This is a genomic window from Thalassotalea algicola (assembly GCF_012932965.1).
Taxonomy (GTDB): Bacteria; Pseudomonadota; Gammaproteobacteria; order Enterobacterales; family Alteromonadaceae; genus Thalassotalea_F; species Thalassotalea_F algicola.
In genome coordinates this window covers 833,069-852,588 of record NZ_JABBXH010000001.1, presented here as the reverse complement: position 1 = coordinate 852,588, position 19,520 = coordinate 833,069, and the positions used below count along the sequence as shown (strand labels likewise).

Sequence of the window (19,520 nt, the reverse complement as noted above, 5' to 3'; positions counted from 1 at the left end):
TCAAAACTTCTCTATTCTGCGGTAAAACGCACTTCGGCTTAAGCCTAGCGACTTTGCTGCTTGGCTCATATTGCCATGAAAGTGGGCGATACGTCTTTCTATAATTGCTTTTTCGAGTGCTGATAAAGGTTGATCAAACTCTTCTGTTTCATTAACTATACAAGTTTCTAACGGGTGTTCTTGTGATGCTAACGATAAGTTTAATTGCGTAATATCTATTTGATTGGTGGATGATAATATAACTGCTCGTTCTATTAAGTGATTAAGCTCTCGTATATTACCTGGCCAATGGTAACTGATTAATGCTTGCTTAGCTGACGCAGTTATAGTGAAAGAGTCTTTTTGATACTTCTGACAAAACTGTGTTAAATAATGCTCAGTTAAAGGAATGATGTCTGCTTGGCGTTTGGCTAACGAAGGCAATGTGAGTTCGATGCTATTGAGTCGATAAAACAAATCTTGTCTAAAATCGCCAGCTTCAATTAATGAACCTATATCGGCATTAGTTGCGGCAATGATTCTTACATCAACCTGCTGAGTTTTTGATGAGCCAACGCGTTCAAATTGTTGAGATTCAAGCACCCTCAGTAACTTTGCTTGCTGAGAAATGGGAATATTTCCGATTTCATCAAGGAATAAACTGCCATGATGTGCAAGTTCGAAGCGGCCAATGCGGTTTTCTCTAGCGTCTGTAAAAGCGCCTTTAATATGCCCAAACATTTCACTTTCAAATAGGTTTTCAGCGATTGCGCCCATATTGACCTGAATTAGCGAATGCTGTGCTCGGTTTGAGCAATTATGGATATATTCAGCTAACAGACTTTTACCAGTGCCATTTTCGCCAGTAATTAAAACATTAACATCGCTCTTGGCGACTTGCTCTGCGGTTGAAAGCAATTGTTGCATTGCCTCCGACTCTGCAATCATTGCTTGATTACGGCCAGATTGTGCTTTAAGTAACTGGTTCTCAACATTCAACTTTTCGTTTTCTTGCTTTTGACTCGCTAGAGCAATTTGATTGCGAATTATCGACAATAACCGTTCATTGTCCCAAGGCTTTTGCACAAAGTCGCATGCCCCTTTTTGCATGGCTGCTACCGCCAGTTCTACGGTTGCCCAGCCAGTCATCACGACAATTGGTAGGTTTAACGCTAACTTTGTTATTTGCTCAATAACCGCCAAACCTTCTTCGCCAGAGGTGGTATCTAAGTTGAAATTTAGATCAAGCAATAACGCAGAATAGTCGTTTTGTTTAACCAATTCTATAACTTGCAGCGGCGTTGAAGCCAAAGTGACGCGGTAATTTTCGCTTGTTAATAAAAACTTTAAAGCAAGCAGAATATCGTGGTCATCATCAGCAATTAATATATGTCGCTGGCTCATTGGTGGTAACTTCCTTTTGGCAGTGAGCTTAATACCCAAAGGTATAGCTCACGCCGTTATTTGTTATTATTCGTATCGTAATGCCGAGCTAGGCTCTAGTGCAATAGCCTTTTTCGCTGGCATGTAAGTCGCAATACTGACGACTATCGCGATAATTAGTGGAATAGCAACAAATACACCGTAATAATAATTGTGTTCTGGGCCCACTAACTGCACCATTCCTTGGCTGGCTAAAAAGCCAAGTGGCAGACCAATAATTAAGCCAATTGCTAGCTGTTTCCAGCCTTGTTTCATGAGCATGCTCATTACCTCTTCGTCAGTGGCACCAATTGCCCGTCGTATACCAATTTCTTGCGTTCGTTTACTGGTACTATTTGCAAGTACGCCGTAAATACCGCTTGAAGCGAGTAAAAGTGCACACAAAGCAAATACCGCAAAAAGATCTCGAATAAATGTCATGCCACCCGTATTGCGCTTAAAGCGTAAGTCTAATGGTGCAACATTATACGCTGGTACTTCAGGATCTAAGCTGGCTACTGCGTCTGAAAGTGCTTCGCGAAAATCATCTGCATCACCATTGACGTCGATTACGATCGACATAAAACGTCGGTGACTCTGTGTGAATGGCACATAAGCAGCTGTTCGATGCTTCATATTGCTATATGGCTGGCCGTGAATGACATGCTTAACTACACCAACTATGGTTAACCAAGGGTTACTTTCGTCGTTGGTATACCTAAATCGCTTGCCGATAGGCGATTCATTTGGCCAATATTTGCGAGCTAACTGATCGCTAATAATCGCAACTGGTAATGAGTCTAGTTGATCGCGGCTATCGAAGTTACGCCCTTCAAGCAACTCCATGCCAATAGTATCCATTGTGCCTTCAAAAACGGTAACTCGACCTGTGTTGGGGTACTGATTATCGACTACTTCATAGCCTTCAGGTAAAAATGGCTGATACCATGCGCCGTTTCCAGGCAAGCTAGTCATTGCGCCAGCACCTTTTATGCCTGGCGTGCTGCGTAATTTGTCCATTAAACGCTGGTAATATTGTTCTTGCTGATGAGGCTCTGGATAGTTAGCTTCTGACAAACCTATTCTGGCGGTAAGTTTATTGTTTTTATCAACGCCATAACTTGAGTTGTTTGTTTCCTGCAGCAATACCACTAGTACGCCAGATAAGCTTAATAGTATGCAGGACAGTGCAACTTCAACAATCACTAATAGTCGATTAATACGGCCCGCTCGTTTTCCTTGTGCACCACGGGTTCCATCGCGCAATATTGCATTAAAGTCTCCTCGGGTCATTTTCCAAGCTGGTACTATGCCAGTTACAAACGCCGTTGCGCCAATGATGGCGATCGATTGCAAAATTAATTCACTATCTAGTTTCATTATCCACCAGAAAGGTAATGCTATAGGCAACATATTAGGTAAAACATATGACAGTAGTTCCAATGCCCAAGCGGCTAATAGCAGACCAAATAAGCCACCAAGTACACAGATAATGATACTTTCCCACATCATTTGCATGATTAAACGGCTCTGTGGCGCACCAAGTGCAACTCTAATAGCCGTTTCTTTAGCACGTTCGTTGGCTCGTGCTAATAATAGATTGCCCACATTAACGCAGGCTAATATTAAAACAAAGCTAACTGCGGTTAACATTAGGCCAACAATCATATTGGCGCCGTCACCCATCATTGCCTTTTGAAATGTGGCAATGTAAGCACTGGTTTTGCCATTCGTTTCAGGGTATTTTTGTGAAATTTCAGCCATGATAGCTTTTAGCTCTTCACTCACTTGAGCAGTAGAGCGGGTTGGCTTTTTCATCACAAACGCGGAAACACTGATCGATTCACTTCGGTTTAATCGAGTAGCATCATCTTGTAGTGGAACCCACAAGTCAGCCATGTTCGGAAAACGGTAACCTTGAGGCATCACACCAATGATTTGGGTTGATACACCATTGTTCTTTACACTTTGACCGATAATGTTAGCGTCGCCACCAAAGTAATTCTGCCATGTGCTGTATGCAATAACGGCTACAGGAGTCGAGCCTTCAATGGCATCGTTAGCGGTGAATGTTCTTCCTAATAGTGGCTCTGTTGAGGTATAGCTAAATATATTAGCTGTGGTTACTGTTGCTGCAAATCGTTGGGCGCGATCACCATTACTCAAATTGGCAGTGGCTGTGTAGTAAGCACCAATTTGAGTAAAACTGTCACTTTGCGCTTTGATTGCTTCATAATCATGAAGCAATAATGAGCCACCATTATATTGAACACCATCTTCCATCGCTTCAACAATATACATGTCTTGCCCATTATCAAATGGTAAAGGGCGAGTCATAACAGAAGCGATAAAAGCAAGCATAAAGACGCACAAACCTAGCCCGGCTGCCATTACCGAAACGGTTAAAGCGGTAAATCCAGGGTTTTTTATTAGCATGCGATAAGCATACTTTAAATCAAATAAAGCATTCATAGAGGTGTCCTTACGCTGCTTGTACGCCACGCGCAATTGGATTGTCGGCAATGACTTTACCGTCGAGAATTTCAACTAAGCGTTGTGCACGTTTAGCTGAACGTGGATCGTGCGTTACCATACAAATGGTCGCACCTTCACGGTGTAACTCGTCAAGTAAACTCATTACAGCTTCAGCGTTTTTACTATCTAAATTACCCGTTGGCTCATCGGCCAAAATAATCGATGGATTGCCGGCGATTGCTCTTGCAACGGCAACTCGTTGTTGCTGGCCGCCAGATAACTGTGAAGGAAAATGATTAGCACGATGTGCCATATCGACTTTTTCTAATGCTTCTTTAACTGCTTTATCAATGTCTTGACTAGAAAAGTCATCACGGTAAGTCAGTGGCAGCGCGACATTTTCTTCCACTGTTAGGTCACTAATTAAGTTGAATGATTGAAAAATAAAGCCCACTTCCTTGTTTCGTATTCTTGCTCTTTGTGTCGCATTAAGTGACGCAACCTGATGACCATTAAGTTGATATTGGCCATTAGTCACAGTATCAAGTAAGCCTAAAATTGAAAGTAATGTAGATTTGCCACAACCAGATGGACCCGATATAGAAATATATTCACCTGCGTTAATACTTAACTCTATATTTGAAAGTGCATGAGTTTCTACTTCATCTGTAAAAAATACTTTTTGAATTGAATTTAGCTCGATTAGTGTTTGTTGGTTACTCATCTTGTTGTCCTTAATCTATTATCTTTTGCTAATTTGGTTTCTATGCACTTAACGTTTTAATTAAGTGAGATTTTGTTAAATCGGTCTAGCTCTTCATTTTGTGAAACAATGATTTGTTCCCCAACATTTAAACCACGTTTAATTTCGATGTGTTGAACTGACCCTAGGCCAAAATCAACATTGATTCGTTCGGCAATGCTGCCATCTGTCGCTAATTTAAAAACAGTTGCAGTGCGATTGCTTTGCACAAAAGGCGGGCGTCTTACATGCATAACATCACTCAGTTGAGCGATAATAATTTCTCCATCAATGCTTAAGTCAGGTCGAGCATCGTTGGGCAGCGGTTGAATAAGTGCAACATCAACTTGCACGCTACCTTTATCAACTGATGGCGCTATACGGATCACTTCGCCATCTATCTGGTTATTCCGAGTATCAATAACTACTTTTTGGCCAAGAGCAACATCACGGATAGCCAGTTCAGGAATTTGTAATTCGGCTATTAGCTCATCTTGGCGAGCCAGCTTTGCTAAGCTAGAACCCATAGTTACTTGCTGCCCGGCTTCAATCGCAACGTCTTGCACAACACTGTCGATGCTCGCTCTAATTTCAAGGTTTTCAACTTGCTGCTCCATTATCTCGTAGCTTTTACGCATTTTGTTTAAACGCGCGGCACGTGCGGTAGCTTGAGCGTCGATATTTTCTTGCATCTTAATGAGGCGTTGTTGCTCAATTTGCCAACGCTTACTGCTTTGTTTTGTTGCCAGCTTGGTTTTTTCGTAATCAAGTTTAGAGACGGCTTGGGCGCCTTTGTCGAAAAGCTCGGTTTCGGCGCGTAAACGCATGGCGTTACTTTCATAATCTAGTTCAGCGTTTAGCACGCGGGCCTCTTGATCAAGTAGTAGTGATGCAAGCGATGTGGTTTCGGCTTTGGCCTCCGCTTCTTGTGCCGTAAGCTCCCACCGAGACTCTTCAAGTTGGCGTTCAAGTTTTGGGTTGGTCAGTTCAACTAAAAGCTCGCCCGCTTTAACAATGGCACCAGGCTTAACCAAAACACGTTCAGCACGCCCTTCGACATCAGATGCTATCCAACGAATATTTTTTGGGGTGAGTACTCCTGGCCCTCTCACCTTTACCGCAAGTTCACCGCGCTTAACGGTTGCAATTCTCAACATGCTTTTATCTGCGGCATAGTCGCTAGTGACTATGGCTTGGCTAAAACCAAAAATCGCCATTGAAATAACACCAATAGCGATAGGTAGTCGGTATTTCGTAAAAAATGAAACTTTCTTTTCTCTTACTATATCCATGCTATTGCTTCTTTTTTAATAATATAAATAGAATGATGATGCTTGAAACAAGTAATTGCACATGGTGTGCCACTAATTAATTTACAATAAAAACAAATGGTTAATGTGATTCTATGGGTTTGTTGCTACCTTGTTGTTTCGATATTGGGACAGGCTAACAAGTGGTTATGTCCCAATTTTGGGACAGGTGATGTTTTTTCTTAAAGGCATGAAAATTTTCTCTGAGGTGTTATAAATAATGACTTGGATGATCAAACATAAGTCGCAAATTTAGGGAGTTAAATAATGTTGTTTCGTACGTTCTTGGTGAGCAGTACCTTTTTGATGTTAAGTGCATGTGGTAACAGTTCAGGTTCTAGCACATCAGAGGAATCTACAAACAATACGGCGCCAACCTTGAAACGCGCCAGTACGATACATACGAATCAATTAAGCTACCTTCCGATAGGAGAAAAAATTGCTCTTATACCTAATGTCTCAGCGCTTACCTATACGCTAACTAATAAAGACGATGGCAACATTGTTTACAAAGGAACCTTAAGTGAAGCTAAAGTGTGGCAACCGGCAGGCAGTGTAACGGTCAAACAAGCGGAATTTTCAAGTGTCCAGTCCACGGGGAGTTACTTGTTAACCGTAGCAGGAGTCGAACCGAAGGAAATAGATATATCATTCACGCCATATGCAGCGTTACATGATGCGGCACTAAAGTCTTATTATTACAATCGGGCGAGTAGCGAAATTACCAGTGAGTATGGCGGTCAATGGGCTCGGCCGCTCGGTCATAGCGATAATCAAGTCACAGTGCACTCGTCTGCAGCAAGTGAAGAAAGGCCAGCTGGTACTGCGATTACAGCTAGTAAAGGTTGGTATGACGCAGGGGATTTTGGGAAATATGTGGTGAATTCTGGCATAGCTACCTATACGTTAATGGCAGCTTATCAACATTACCCAGCATTTTATCAAAATCGTGAGCTTAACATTCCTGAGTCAAATGACGATGTGCCAGATATTTTAAATGAGATAAAGTGGAACCTAGATTGGTTGCAGCATATGCAAGATATTGATGGTGGCGTTTATCATAAACTCACCACGCTGGAGTGGCCTGGTAAAGAAATGCCGCATGAAGATCAACGAGAACGCTTTGTTATCGGAAAATCTACCGCTGCAACATTAAATTTTGCAGCAACCATGGCCATGGCAAGCCGCGTGTATTCATCACAATTTAAAGCGTTAAGTACGCAGTGGTTAACGGCGTCGGAACTAGCATGGCAATGGGCAAACACAAACCCTGCTGTGGTATATGTTCAACCAACCGATGTAAAAAGTGGTGAGTATGGTGACGACCACTTTAACGATGAATTTGCTTGGGCAGCTGCCGAGCTCTACCTTGCTACCCAGAATGAAGAATATTTATCGGCATTTGAACATCACCATGGCTTGCTAGGGATTTCTAGTTGGCAGCATGTTCCGTCTTTGGCTGTGATTAGCTTGTTGCGTGAAGGTGGTGGTTTATTACCTGCTGCGCTTGTTGAGCAGCTAACTCAGCTGCTAAACAGTCTTGCCGGTGACCTTCTTCTTCAATATCAAAATAGTGCATATGCCATCGCTATGGAACAAAACGACTTTGTGTGGGGAAGTAACTCTGTAGTGTTGAATAAAGCAATGATTCTTATGCAAGCTTATCATTTTAGTAAAGATACCTATTATCGAGATGCATCCATTGGTGCTATTTCTTATTTACTTGGTAGAAATCCAACGGGCTATTCATTTGTCACTGGGTTTGGTAGCAAAACGCCAGTCGACCCACATCATCGAGCGTCGTATAGTGATAACGTAAATCAACCAATCCCTGGTATGCTCGTTGGTGGGCCGCAAAATGGCCAACAAGATGAGTGTAGTTATCCATCAAACCAAGCTGCGTTATCTTACTTAGATCATTGGTGTAGCTACTCCACGAATGAAGTAGCGATCAACTGGAATGCTCCATTGGTTTATGTGTTGGCCGCTTTACTCGCCGAATAAACTAATTAGCTTTTAGCCATTTGGTTAAACAAGTTTGAAGTTTAGTCGTTTCAATGGGTTTACTTAAATAGTCGCTCATACCTGCTGCCAAGCATTTTTCCTTGTCGCCTTTCATGGCGTTAGCGGTCATAGCAATTATCGGAATATTTTGGTACTCGCTACCGGCTTTTCCTGCTCTAATTTGCTGTGTGGTTTCGTAGCCATCCATTTCTGGCATTAAACAGTCCATTAAAATTGCGTCGTAGTGTAAAGGCTTGCTTGATAACTTTTCTAAAGCATCTATGCCATGTTGGGCAATATCGACATCAAACCCTATATTGTTGAGAACGCCTTCAGCAACTTTTTGGTTAATACGGTTGTCTTCAACAAGCAATATGTTTTGAGTTGAGCTTGGACGTTCGGTGGTGATATGCGGCTCTATTACAGAAAGCTTTGCTAAGGTATTAATCGCTTTAGCTTTGTTTATCGAATGAGCTAGCTGAAAGCGCGTATCGTTATTTCGAATACTGGCGAGAATTTGCTGAATTAAAGAAATTCTTATTGGCTTATATATTTGAAAATGTACATTATTTTCAACAAGTTCTTGTTTAGCTTTTTGGCAGTTTAATCGAGACATATAAACTACTTTACAGTGTTCAGGTAACAAGTGTTGATTTGCCGAAAGCCAGCTTAGCCCGTCATTGTTAGCAAATTCATCGCTAAGTATTAATAAGCTAAATTGTTGGTGGGTTTGGACAAATGAGGTTATTTCATTATTAGCTTCAAGGCCATTTTTGGCGGTCACAGCGCAGCCTTTGCTATCAGTAATAAATTGCTTGAATGCATCAAGGTGTGACTGGTTGCTATCAAGAATCAGGAAATTAAAATCGCTAAAATCGGTCAATGCAGGTACTTTGTTCTGTTCACTATCATCGAGTTCAATAGATACTTCAAAAGTAAAGCAGCTGCCTTTATTCAGTTCACTAATTACCGAAATATTGCCACCTAATAAATGGCAAAGCTTCTTACTGATATTTAGACCTAATCCTGTTCCTCCGTACTTTCTTGTAGTAGAAGCGTCTACTTGACTAAACGACTGAAAAAGCTTGTTAAGTTTATCTTGAGCAATACCAATACCCGTATCTTCAATCGAGCAAATTAACATTTGGCTGTCATTAATGTTTTCTATTTTGACAGTAATGATAATTTCACCTTGTTCAGTGAATTTAATGGCATTGCCCAATAAATTAGTAAGTATTTGCTTTAGTTTGCTTGGGTCTGTTTTTACACTTAAATGTTCTAGAGATAAGGTATTGAGAATGACCTCAATGCCTTTCTCATGAGCAAGTAGCGCTATGCTTTCAGTAACTTCTTCAAAAAGCTCCCTGACATTAAATTCGACAATATCAAGCTCAGCTTTACCTGATTCAATCTTAGCGAAATCCAATATTTCGTTAATTAAACCCAACAGTGAATTCGCACTGCTTTTAGCCACTTTGACGCGATGTTCTTGTTCATAATCTAGCTCGGATAATGCCAGTAAATCCAACATACCAATAACACCATTCATGGGGGTGCGAATTTCATGACTAACGTTGGTGATAAACTCTGTTTTACTTTGCGACGCTTTTTTCAGCTTTTGTTCGCGCCTTTCTGCGACAATGCTAATAAATCCGACGATTAGCGCTAGTCCGCATGAGGCAGTGATGCCGGCAATGAGTATTTGAATATTATCGGTAAATATCGTCCTACCGTGGTAGTTAAAAAACTCTCCTAAGGAAAACAAACTATTGCCAATTAAGTTTGCTGTTAAGCAGATATTTATAAACCATATATGCTTGGTGTAGTGATAACGGTTGTAGCGATTAAGAAGGTAAATAAGTCCTGCATACTGGCAAGCAAAAATGAATGCTAAAGTCATCACCCTTATCGAGCTATTAATATCAAGCGCAAAGCAAATAACGGCAAAAGATACCGCGAGTAAGTAGGAAAAATATATTGGTGTACTTTTAAACGCTAATTTAAGTAATTTGATTAGGCTTAAATTTAAAAAAAGTATTGTTGTGCAGGCACCTAAGTTTCCTAAAAGCGCTGCAACATTGATGTTATATGGTGCTATTGTTGCGTAACTAAGCGACTCAAATGACAGAAAAAAGCCGTAAAAAAGCAATTCTCGGGTGCCAGAAAGTTTAGGGTTCGTTAACCAAAAAAAACCTGTTAACACAAAACAGAGCAACCCAAGGCCGCCGAGCATAAAGTAGCCTGTATAAACATCTAACATCGTTTGCTAACCTTCAGCTTTTATTGAATTAGGTATATAAACCAATAGGTGATATTACCTCAAACCATAATACAAATATCTCACAAGCTAAAGGCGAATAAGGGAAATGACTAAGAGTTTCGGTGTTTAGTGGTTTTTAGCCATTCAATTACATAAAAACAGGCGATGGCTGCGGCAACATGTTTTAGGCTATGGCCACTAATAATGGTAGTTATTTCCAATATTTCAAAATCACCCATTTCCAACAACTTAGCTAATGAATACCAAATCAACACACCAACCAATTTAGTTTTGTTAAATTCATCGGATTTAAAAAACAGTAGAATAACTAATGTTAAAATCATCGGGAGAAACTGTACTAAGGCGTACCAGCGTAAATCACCCTGACCTGCTGTTTCGGTTGCTACCCAATAAACAACACTAACAACCCCTGCAACTAATAGCCAAGGCAGTAACTTAATGCCACTTTCTGCTCGGACAAAAGCAGAAAGGATCATGGCGTACAACCCCATAAACCCTATGGTCATCGGCAGTCGGTCCCACACTAAGGTTTCATTGTTTGGTTGCCAGTGATAATAACCAGAACCAAAAGCGACTAATAAGATGCCAATGGAAAAAGTCAAACCACCCCAATACAGAGATTTAAGCTGCTGTTTAGCGCTAAGTACGAATCGCACGCCATAAATGCCAGCAAAGAGAAACGGGATATTTGAAATTACATTCCACATATTGGGGATGCCAAGGTATGTGTGCGAATCAGCAAAAGCATGGTAGCTAAGATCTTGGCTAATAGGTGGAATTTGTCCAATGCTGATCACTGCTATGATGGTGATACACCATAAAAGAATTCGCTTGCTAGTGGTTGGTTCCATTAATTGTCCTTAACTAAATTTTCGTTTTTCTATTGCGAATTATGGTTAAACCGCTTGCCCACATGCAACACCACAGCTCCAAGCATATTGGAAGTTATAGCCACCTAGCCAGCCTGTTACGTCGGTAACTTCACCGATGAAATAAAGCCCTGCCGCTTTTTTCGCTTCAAAAGTTTTTGAAGAAAGTTCGTCGGTATCAACGCCGCCTAGGGTAACTTCTGCCGTTCTGTATCCTTCAGTGCCGTTAGGTTTAATTTGCCATTGATGCAAATATTGGCCAAGGTAAGTGACTTCATCGTTACTTAGCTGATTAACGGCTTTGTCGGTAATTTCTTTGTGATTAACCATAGACTCGACAAGGCGTTTTGGTAATACAGTAGCAAGTAAGTTCTTCAACGACTTTTGAGGGCTGTTTTGACGCCATTCACTCACAAGCTCTGCGATAGGAGAGTCAGGCAATAGATTGATGGTAATCGACTGTCCAGCTTGCCAAAAGCTAGAGATTTGTAAAATTGCCGGCCCTGACAACCCTCGGTGAGTAAATAGGATGTTTTCTCTAAATATTACGCCAGATTCTGAGCTAACCAAACAATCAACACTAATGCCAGATAAACCGTCGAAGCGTTGTTTATCGTGATCATGCAATGTGAAAGGCACTAATGCGGCGGTTGTTGGGAAAATGTTTAAGCCAAACTGTTCTGCAATCTTATAACCAATGGGCGTCGCGCCAAGTTTTGGCATGGTTAAGCCACCTGAAGCAACCACCAAAGAAGCGCATTGATAGCTATCGCCAGAAGTTTTTACTAAGTAACCGTCTGTGTTTTTTTCAATAGAAAGCACCTCGCTGCGCAGCGCGATATTTACCCCTGCCCAATCACATTCGGTCATCAAAATATCAACAATATCTTGGGCGCTATCATTACAAAATAATTGGCCTAATGTTTTATGATGGTATTCAAGTCCGTGACGATCAACAAGTTCAATAAAGTCTTGGGCGCTGTAGCGACTTAAGCATGATTTAACGAAGTGTGGATTTTGACAAAGGTAATTTTCTGGGCTGGCGTTTTCATTGGTGAAGTTACAACGACCGCCGCCGCTAATCAAAATCTTACGGCCAGGCTTTTTACCCATATCGACAACGGTTACTGATTTACCTCGATAACCAGCAGTAGCGGCACACATTAGCCCAGCGGCGCCTGCGCCAATAATTAATACATCAGTTTTAGTTGTCATGGTAAATTTCCAGCAAAAAATAAAGGGGCTTATAGCCCCTTAAAATCTTGTGGATATTGTAGCAAACTCTCTATACTTGCGCATCTGTCATTATGCTGCCATTACCACCAGATTTCGCCATTTCGGCAAGATCTTTATCGACAAAGAATAAGGCGTGTCCGTCTTGGCCCACCAAGTTAATTTTATCCAAGACGCTTTTGAATAAGGTTTCTTCTTCATGCTGCTCAGCAACATACCATTGTAAGAAATTAAACGTTGAGTAATCTTGTGTGGTAAATGCTTTGTGCGCCAAGCTATTGATTTGCTCTGTGATCATGCACTCATGTTCATAAGTTTGCTTAAACACTTCTGCTAATGACTCAAACTCATGCGGTGGCGCTTCGATAGCGCCCAAAATAGGCATAGCACCAGTTTCACTGACATATGTAAATAGTCGATTCATATGATCCATTTCTTCTAATGCGTGCTTACGCATAAATTCTGCAGCTCCTTCAAAGCCTTGGTCTTCGCACCAAGCGCTCATTTGCAAATACAAATTAGAAGAATAGAACTCAAGATTAATTTGATTATTAAGTTCTTTAACCATCTCTTGTTTCAACATTTACCTACCTCAGTTAAATTTATCAGGTGCTATTGTGCCTGTTATGACATACTATTTCAAATAAAGTTCAATAAAAACAAATGGATAACAAATGGTAATTGTTATCGTTTGTGTTTTGTTTGGTATTACCTTGTCGTTAAAGTGCGTTAAGAATGACTTCTGCTTTTGACACTTCAAACGACTTAGGTTGCTCAACGTTTAAATGGGTTACGGTGCCATTTTCAATGACCATTGAATAACGTTGAGAACGGATACCGCCAAAACTACCGGTAGCCATGTCTAAACCAAGTGCTTTAGTGTAACTTCCGTCACCGTCAGCCAACATTGAAATGCTGTCGGCATTTTGTGCTTCACCCCATGCATTCATCACAAACGCATCGTTGACACTTAAACAAATAATAAGATCAACACCTTTAGCGCTTAACTCGTCTGCAGATACTACGTAACCAGGTAAGTGTGCAGCTGAACATGTTGGCGTGAAAGCGCCAGGTACGGCAAACATAACCACTTTTTTGTCTGCAAATAATTCATCGGTATTGTGAGTGATCATGTTGCCGTCTTTTAATTCTTGCAATTCGCCACTTGGCATTTTGGTGTTTTCAGAAATCATAAGTACCCTGCTTGCTTGTTATTTTAATTTGATCGGCTTACACAAAAAGCCTTTATCATGTGCACTTCTTGCACAATCTTTACAGATAAAACGTGGTTTATCGACAATATGGATCAATTCGTGGATATTTTTTTCAATATCCTTCTTTTTCCATTTACACAGTGATTTAGCCATAAAAAAACCTCTAACCTTATTTTAGAAGATTAGAGGCTTAATTTCAGTGTTAAAGTGCGTTAAGAAACAAGTTTTAACGTTTCATTAATGTCGCCTACTTGTTCGGCGACATCTTGTGAGATGGTTTCAGCGAGTTCCTTAGAGTGATTAACTTCATTATTTACACTTTCCATCGCTTGTTCAAACTCTGCAAAATGTTGACGTTGTTGGTTTATTTGCGCTAATGAATCTTCAGCAACATGAGCAGAGGTGATCGCTTGCTCAACGACACTTTCAGCATTGTCCTTTAGTAATTGTGATATCTCTTTTTGTCGACCAGAAGCTTCTTCGATACCAAAAATGTTGCTTTCAAGTGCTTGGCTTGCACTATTGAGTTGTTCTAGGCGCTCGCTCACCTGTTTCAATGATTCTTGAGTTTTACCGGCAAGCTGTCTTACTTCATCTGCCACAACAGAGAAGCCGCGACCATGTTCACCTGCTCGTGCTGCTTCAATAGCAGCGTTTAAGGCTAATAAATTAGTTTGGTCGGCAATTGAGCTGATTACGTCAACAATAGTACCAACACTATCAACCGAATGACTAAGCGATTCTATCGCTTCTTTGCCGGATTGCGCCGCAGCATTGGTTTTATCACTTGCAAGTAACACTTCGTCAACTTTTAACTGACTGTCGTTCATTGCTTGCTCAGTCGCTTTAGCGTTACTTGCAACTTGTTGGGATAGTGTATTCACATGTTCTGTGACTTGTGACAGAGCCGCCATAATTTCATCAACGGCAAGTAAATGTTCACTGGTGCTTGATGAAGAATTTAAAATGGTTTGTGCTTGGGACTCCATGGTCTGCATTGCTGTTGATACTAGACCAAGCTGTTTCGCTTTTTGTTTATCTTCTTCAGCTAGCTGAGTGACCATTTTGTTGAAGCTGGTAGAAATTTGCCCTAGTTCGGTTTTTTCTTCAATACCGGTGATTAAATCAACCCGGCCTTCTTCAACGAGCGTAACAAAGCTATCACGTAATTGACGAAGCGGATTTAACACTACAGTGCGTGTTAGCCAATAATTCGCAGCTAAAAATACTACTAATATGGTCATTAACACGATAACTACCCAAGTAATGCGATTATTAATGTTTTCTTGCTCGGTCAATATTGCCGCTTCGCCTTGTAAAATGATGGCTTCCATGGCGTTAACGTCTTTGTTTAATGACGCTAACCCTTGCTGACGTTGTGTTTGCTGATTAATTGTATTGGTTAATTCACTACGATAACGGGTGGCAAGTGAGCGAAGTTCATCAAGCGCTTCTTCGCTTAAGTCTGTTGCGTCTTCATCTTCTTCAAGCAATAAATCGTCGTCATCAACCAATTCGTCCTCATCTTCACTGCCATCTGATATCTCAAGGTACGGAAACTGATAGAGCGCCTCGATTAATTTATTTAGCTCGTTAAGCGGCTGGGCAACTAAATCTAAGTTAGGCTGTTCACTAATAAAAAGTTTTTCGCGAATATTCACTAAGTCATTTATGGCAGCGCTTAAATTTGCATTGGTGGCAATGTAGTCGAGTTTTTGTGAGGCATTTAATACATCTGTCGCTAATGCATAGCTAGCTAGGCTTGCGTTGAGCGATGCCATACCTTGCTCACTATTGCGTAGCAACGCCATTGGATCACCACTTAATTTACCCAGTGCTCGGTATTTCTCGGCAATATCGCTTTTAAGTTGACGTGTTTTATCTGAAATAGCGTTTTCTAATTCAGCAATGGCGAGTCGTTTAGCACTGGCATTTATTTCATCTATTTGTGTTTCTGCGTTATTGAGTAAGCTGGCATCACCAGACTGTAAATAACGGGCAATTGTGCGGTAGAAGTCGACAGTTGTTAGTGATTTCAACTGTTGATATTCAGCTAAGTGTAAGCGGTTTGCGGCTAGTGTGTTTGCCACTTGATACATGGCCATCAAAAATATAAAAGCAAAACCGCTAATGGCAATCACAGAAGAGCGTGAAAAGGTAGATACGCGCACGATATTAATCTCGAACCATAATGTTAGTTAACTGAATTTTATGATCGAAATATGACAGTTGTGTTACATCTACGAAATAAGGTGGAATGCTATGCTTTATGCAGGCTAGCTTTTAGGAATGCCTTTATTTACATAGACATCGAAGCGGTTTTTCTTCATTTTAATTTCAGTTGATGGTTTTTTATCGTCTAAATAGCCTGCATAAGTTGGCCTTTTGACAACGACACGGTAGTCGGCCAATTTTAGGGCTGGTGCTAATAGCTGATCAGCGTCTAAGTCGGCACCAACTAATGACTGAAAAACTCGCATCTCTTTTTTCACTTGCGCTGATTTTTCCTTATGAGGATACATAGGGTCAAGGTATACGACATCGAAACTGTCTAGCTCAGTCATTTCACTAATTGACGACTGATGTATCAGCTTCATGTGCTGAGCAATTTCACTCACTTCTATATTGAGCTTGGCCCGTTCGATGCCATCATCTAATAAGGCGGCTACTACGGGATTTCGCTCAATTAATGTTACCTTACAACCAAGACTTGCTAAGACAAAAGCATCTCTTCCTAAGCCGGCAGTTGCATCTAAAGTATTTGGCGTAAAGCCATGTTTTAGACCAACCGCTTTCGCAATGTCTTGCCCTCGGCCACCACCGAATTTTCGTCTGTGGGCAACTGCCCCTTCTACAAAATCGACTTTGATTGGTGTGAGTTTAGGTTCATCTAACTTAATAAGCTCAAGTACTTGATCATTTACTTGTAGAATAAATTCCAGCCGCTTATGGTTAGAGGCTGCCGCAATATCGCCAATGTATAAAAAGCTCCATTTATTGGCGATTTTTTTGGCGTAATCCGCATCAGTTGAATGAACGTATGCTACTGCAACATTTTCCATTAATTGCTGGCCTGTATTGATTCCGCTTGAACATGATTGTCACCGGTCGCATATGCTACAAGGCGACTTAATTGTGCTAGCGACAGCCCTGATTCTTGATGCCATTGATTAAAGGCGCTTTGAATAGTAGCCAAACTTCCCTTGGTTTGAACGCCACCGGAGATAATATCGTGAGCACGAAAATACGCTTCTATATCACGAGAAATTAGAAACGTATCTTTACCTAGTGCTCGCAACGCGTAAGGACCAGTATTGCCTCCTAAACGTGCACCATGCTTTTTAAGGTATGCCCATAAACCAATAATATCTTCGCTAGGCCATTGATGAATAAATTCAGCAAAACGATGACCGTTTTGCTGCTCTTCAAAAATCATCTGGGCATTGTCTTTAATGGTTTTTACTTTATTAAAGTTGCGAATAATTTTAGGGTCACTGGCTTTTCGCTCCATCATATCTTGCGGCATCATCAGTACTTTTTCGATATTGAAATTGAAAAAGACCTCTTCGAAGTCTGGCCATTTTTTTTCGACAACTCGCCAAACAAAACCTGATTGAAAAACCTTTTTAGTGAAGGCTGCTAAAAAGCGGTCGTCGCTGATTTCAAGTAATGCGTCTTGGTTTTCCGTTGCCGGCAATAAGCTATTGAGCTGCTTAACACCGCCTTTGCGTTTTACAGCTCGTTGATAAAGCTTATCAAAAGATTCGAGTTTCATTACTTTTCCTTTTAAGCGTCAGCTCTCTATGCCGCGATGCCACTATGGCGAAGAAGCGCATCAATTTCAGGCTCTCGGCCACGGAATGCTTTAAACAGCTCGCTTGGCTCTTGCGATCCTCCTTTTTCAAGGATGTTAGTTAAAAAGCTATGGCCAGTTTCTTTATTAAAAATACCTTCATCTTCAAAGCGTGAAAAAGCATCGCTTGAAAGTACTTCTGCCCATTTATAACTATAATAACCGGCGGCATAACCGCCACCAAAAATATGGCCGAAGCTATGTTGAAAGCGGTTGAAATCAGCAGCTTTTACCACTGAGTATTGCTCTCTTACCTGATTTAATACTGTTTGAATTTCATCACCCTTTTCAGGGTTGTATTCTGCGTGCATTGTAAAGTCGAATAAGCTGAATTCCAGTTGACGTAACATTTGCATTGCCGATTGGAAGTTCTTAGCCGCTAGCATTTTATCAAGCATTGCTTGTGGTAACGCTTCACCGGTTTCAAAGTGACCAGAGATAAATGCTAAAGCCTCTGGTTGCCAGCACCAATTTTCTAGGAATTGGCTTGGTAATTCTACAGCGTCCCAAGCTACGCCATTAATGCCCGAGACACTCGCTGCATCAATTTGCGTAAGCATATGGTGAATACCGTGTCCAAATTCGTGGAATAGTGTGACGACTTCATCGTGGGTAAACAGCGCTGGCTTGTCGCCAACAGGGCCATTGAAATTACACGTAAGGTAAGCAACGGGTAACTGAACCGTGTTGTCTGCTAATGCACGGCGACCAACGCATTCATCCATCCATGCGCCACCGCGTTTTTTCGCGCGGGCATATAAGTCTAGATAAAAACTACCACGCAGGTTACCGTCTTCGCCGTACACGTCATAAAATTTTACGTCGTCGTGCCAAACATCGACGCCGATACGTTGCTTGATGGAAAGGCCAAACAAACGATGAACGACTTCAAATAGGCCTGCGACTACTTTTTGCTCTGGGAAATACGGGCGCAGTTCTTCATCAGAAATACTGTAACGAGCTTGTTTAAGTTTCTCGCCGTAGTAAGGCAAATCCCATGCGTTTAATTCGCTCATGCCGAACTCGCCTTTAGCGAAGGCGTGAAGTTCGTCTAATTCTTTCTGGCCTTGTGGTTTTGACTTTGCTGCTAAATCTTTTAAGAACCCTAGTACTTGGTCAGAGGATTCAGCCATTTTGGTTGCAAGTGACTTTTCTGCGTAGTTGCTAAAATCGAGTAGTTGGGCGATTTCATGTCGAAGTGCCAAAATATCTGCCATTACAGTTGAGTTATCATACTCGCCAGCATTTGGGCCTAAATCTGATGCTCTAGTCACAAAAGCACGGTACATTTTTTCACGTAACTCACTGTTATCACAGTACATCATAACAGGAAGGTAACTTGGAAAGTCTAAGGTAAATACCCAGCCTTGTTTTTCTTGCGACTCGGCAAGAGCAGCTGCAGCGTCTTTTGCACTTTGTGGTAGACCTGCTAGTTCACTTTCATCGTTAATTTCAACGGTAAAGGCTTGTGTTGCATCGAGCAAATTATTGTTAAATGTTGAGCCTAACTCAGACATTTTGGTAACAATTTCGCCATACCTAGCTTGTTTGTCTGTAGGTAATGCGATACCTGATAATTTGAAGTCGCGTAGGGCATTGTCGATCACTTTCTTTTTTGCAATATCTAGTGTGTGATAGTGCTCACTTTCAGCAAGTTGCTTATAAGCTTCGTACAACCCTTGGTGCTGACCAACAAAAGTGCCATATTCCGATAAGAGTGGTAGGCAACTTTCATAAGCATCGCGCAGCTCATCACTGCTTACGACAGAATTCATATGCGAGACAGGAGACCAAAGTTTACCCAACATATCGTCAACTTCATCAACTGGTGCGACTAAATTATCCCATGTATATTCAGAATGCTCAGCTAACACTTTTTCTATCATGGCCTTACAGTCAGCGATAGCCTTTTCTACAGCGGGTTTTACATGTGCTGGTTTAATAGCGGAAAATTTTGGTAGTGAATCTAATTCTAATAACGGGTTGGTCATTATCTTGCCTTTAGCGATTTTATTTACTTCTATACATTTATAGTCAGTTAGCGCTTAATTCAAGGCTACGAGTAAGAAAAGAGATAGGAAAGCCTGAAACTTGAAACAGGAATGTACCTCTTTGTATAATTAACACACAATTAACAA

The 19,520-nt window shown here is 41.1% G+C and carries 14 protein-coding genes; 1 reads left to right on the top strand and 13 read right to left on the bottom strand.

The genetic code is table 11. From position 1 onward, the window contains the following. From HII17_RS03850 to HII17_RS03835, 4 genes are all read right to left on the bottom strand, one after another. The gene (locus HII17_RS03850; RefSeq protein ID WP_169073971.1) at positions 1-1,383 is read right to left on the bottom strand and encodes a sigma-54-dependent transcriptional regulator; all 1,383 of its coding nucleotides are present in this window, start codon (positions 1,381-1,383) and stop codon (positions 1-3) included. 66 nt (positions 1,384-1,449) lie between these two features. After that, entirely contained in the window at positions 1,450-3,873 is a 2,424-nt protein-coding gene (locus HII17_RS03845) for an ABC transporter permease (protein WP_169073970.1), read from the bottom strand. A gap of 10 nt (positions 3,874-3,883) precedes the next feature. Next, positions 3,884-4,600 carry an ABC transporter ATP-binding protein gene (locus tag HII17_RS03840; protein WP_169073969.1) on the bottom strand — a complete coding sequence of 239 codons (717 nt, stop codon included), beginning with the start codon at positions 4,598-4,600 and terminating at the stop codon, positions 3,884-3,886. A 56-nt stretch (positions 4,601-4,656) separates the two neighbouring features. Beyond that, positions 4,657-5,910: an efflux RND transporter periplasmic adaptor subunit gene (locus tag HII17_RS03835; protein WP_169073968.1), complete on the bottom strand. Its 1,254-nt coding sequence runs from the start codon at positions 5,908-5,910 to the stop codon at positions 4,657-4,659. A gap of 285 nt (positions 5,911-6,195) precedes the next feature. Between HII17_RS03835 and HII17_RS03830 the strand changes: the two genes are divergently transcribed. Beyond that, a complete protein-coding gene (locus HII17_RS03830) occupies positions 6,196-7,932 on the top strand; it encodes a glycoside hydrolase family 9 protein (RefSeq protein ID WP_211185234.1) in 1,737 nt (578 codons plus the stop codon). 1 nt (position 7,933) lies between these two features. Here HII17_RS03830 and HII17_RS03825 read toward each other — a convergent pair whose 3' ends face one another. The 9 genes from HII17_RS03825 to prlC form a co-directional block, all read right to left on the bottom strand. Continuing rightward, positions 7,934-10,192 carry a response regulator gene (locus tag HII17_RS03825; RefSeq protein ID WP_169073967.1) on the bottom strand — a complete coding sequence of 753 codons (2,259 nt, stop codon included), beginning with the start codon at positions 10,190-10,192 and terminating at the stop codon, positions 7,934-7,936. 110 nt (positions 10,193-10,302) lie between these two features. Then, positions 10,303-11,064 carry a ceramidase domain-containing protein gene (locus HII17_RS03820; protein ID WP_169073966.1) on the bottom strand — a complete coding sequence of 254 codons (762 nt, stop codon included), beginning with the start codon at positions 11,062-11,064 and terminating at the stop codon, positions 10,303-10,305. Positions 11,065-11,109: 45 nt separating this feature from the next. Further along, a complete protein-coding gene (locus HII17_RS03815; protein WP_169073965.1) occupies positions 11,110-12,297 on the bottom strand; it encodes a BaiN/RdsA family NAD(P)/FAD-dependent oxidoreductase in 1,188 nt (395 codons plus the stop codon). Positions 12,298-12,367: 70 nt separating this feature from the next. Further along, entirely contained in the window at positions 12,368-12,898 is a 531-nt protein-coding gene (gene ftnA / locus HII17_RS03810) for a non-heme ferritin (RefSeq protein WP_169073964.1), read from the bottom strand. A gap of 136 nt (positions 12,899-13,034) precedes the next feature. Next, positions 13,035-13,508: a peroxiredoxin gene (locus HII17_RS03805; protein ID WP_169073963.1), complete on the bottom strand. Its 474-nt coding sequence runs from the start codon at positions 13,506-13,508 to the stop codon at positions 13,035-13,037. Positions 13,509-13,741: 233 nt separating this feature from the next. Then, positions 13,742-15,700, bottom strand: coding sequence for a methyl-accepting chemotaxis protein (locus HII17_RS19295; protein WP_169073962.1), 1,959 nt, complete (start codon positions 15,698-15,700; stop codon positions 13,742-13,744). A gap of 105 nt (positions 15,701-15,805) precedes the next feature. After that, on the bottom strand, positions 15,806-16,591 hold the full coding sequence (locus HII17_RS03795; RefSeq protein ID WP_169073961.1) for a class I SAM-dependent methyltransferase: 786 nt from the start codon (positions 16,589-16,591) through the stop codon (positions 15,806-15,808). Then, positions 16,591-17,304 (bottom strand): DNA-3-methyladenine glycosylase I, encoded by a 714-nt coding sequence (locus tag HII17_RS03790; RefSeq protein WP_169073960.1) that lies wholly within the window; start codon positions 17,302-17,304, stop codon positions 16,591-16,593. The genes HII17_RS03795 and HII17_RS03790 overlap by 1 nt, the downstream gene beginning before the upstream one ends. A gap of 26 nt (positions 17,305-17,330) precedes the next feature. Further along, positions 17,331-19,373, bottom strand: a complete 2,043-nt coding sequence (gene prlC / locus HII17_RS03785; protein ID WP_169073959.1) for an oligopeptidase A — start codon at positions 19,371-19,373, stop codon at positions 17,331-17,333. Positions 19,374-19,520 lie beyond the last annotated feature (147 nt).

Coding starts and splice junctions, on each gene's coding strand:
- HII17_RS03830 (WP_211185234.1), top strand. CDS start 6,196: ATGTTGTTTCGTACGTTCTTGGTGAGCAGTACCTTTTTGATGTTAAGT.
- HII17_RS03840 (WP_169073969.1), bottom strand. CDS start 4,600: ATGAGTAACCAACAAACACTAATCGAGCTAAATTCAATTCAAAAAGTA.
- HII17_RS03805 (WP_169073963.1), bottom strand. CDS start 13,508: ATGATTTCTGAAAACACCAAAATGCCAAGTGGCGAATTGCAAGAATTA.
- HII17_RS03795 (WP_169073961.1), bottom strand. CDS start 16,591: ATGGAAAATGTTGCAGTAGCATACGTTCATTCAACTGATGCGGATTAC.
- HII17_RS03835 (WP_169073968.1), bottom strand. CDS start 5,910: ATGGATATAGTAAGAGAAAAGAAAGTTTCATTTTTTACGAAATACCGA.
- HII17_RS03815 (WP_169073965.1), bottom strand. CDS start 12,297: ATGACAACTAAAACTGATGTATTAATTATTGGCGCAGGCGCCGCTGGG.
- HII17_RS03820 (WP_169073966.1), bottom strand. CDS start 11,064: ATGGAACCAACCACTAGCAAGCGAATTCTTTTATGGTGTATCACCATC.
- HII17_RS03825 (WP_169073967.1), bottom strand. CDS start 10,192: ATGTTAGATGTTTATACAGGCTACTTTATGCTCGGCGGCCTTGGGTTG.
- HII17_RS03850 (WP_169073971.1), bottom strand. CDS start 1,383: ATGAGCCAGCGACATATATTAATTGCTGATGATGACCACGATATTCTG.
- ftnA (WP_169073964.1), bottom strand. CDS start 12,898: ATGTTGAAACAAGAGATGGTTAAAGAACTTAATAATCAAATTAATCTT.
- prlC (WP_169073959.1), bottom strand. CDS start 19,373: ATGACCAACCCGTTATTAGAATTAGATTCACTACCAAAATTTTCCGCT.
- HII17_RS03845 (WP_169073970.1), bottom strand. CDS start 3,873: ATGAATGCTTTATTTGATTTAAAGTATGCTTATCGCATGCTAATAAAA.
- HII17_RS03790 (WP_169073960.1), bottom strand. CDS start 17,304: ATGAAACTCGAATCTTTTGATAAGCTTTATCAACGAGCTGTAAAACGC.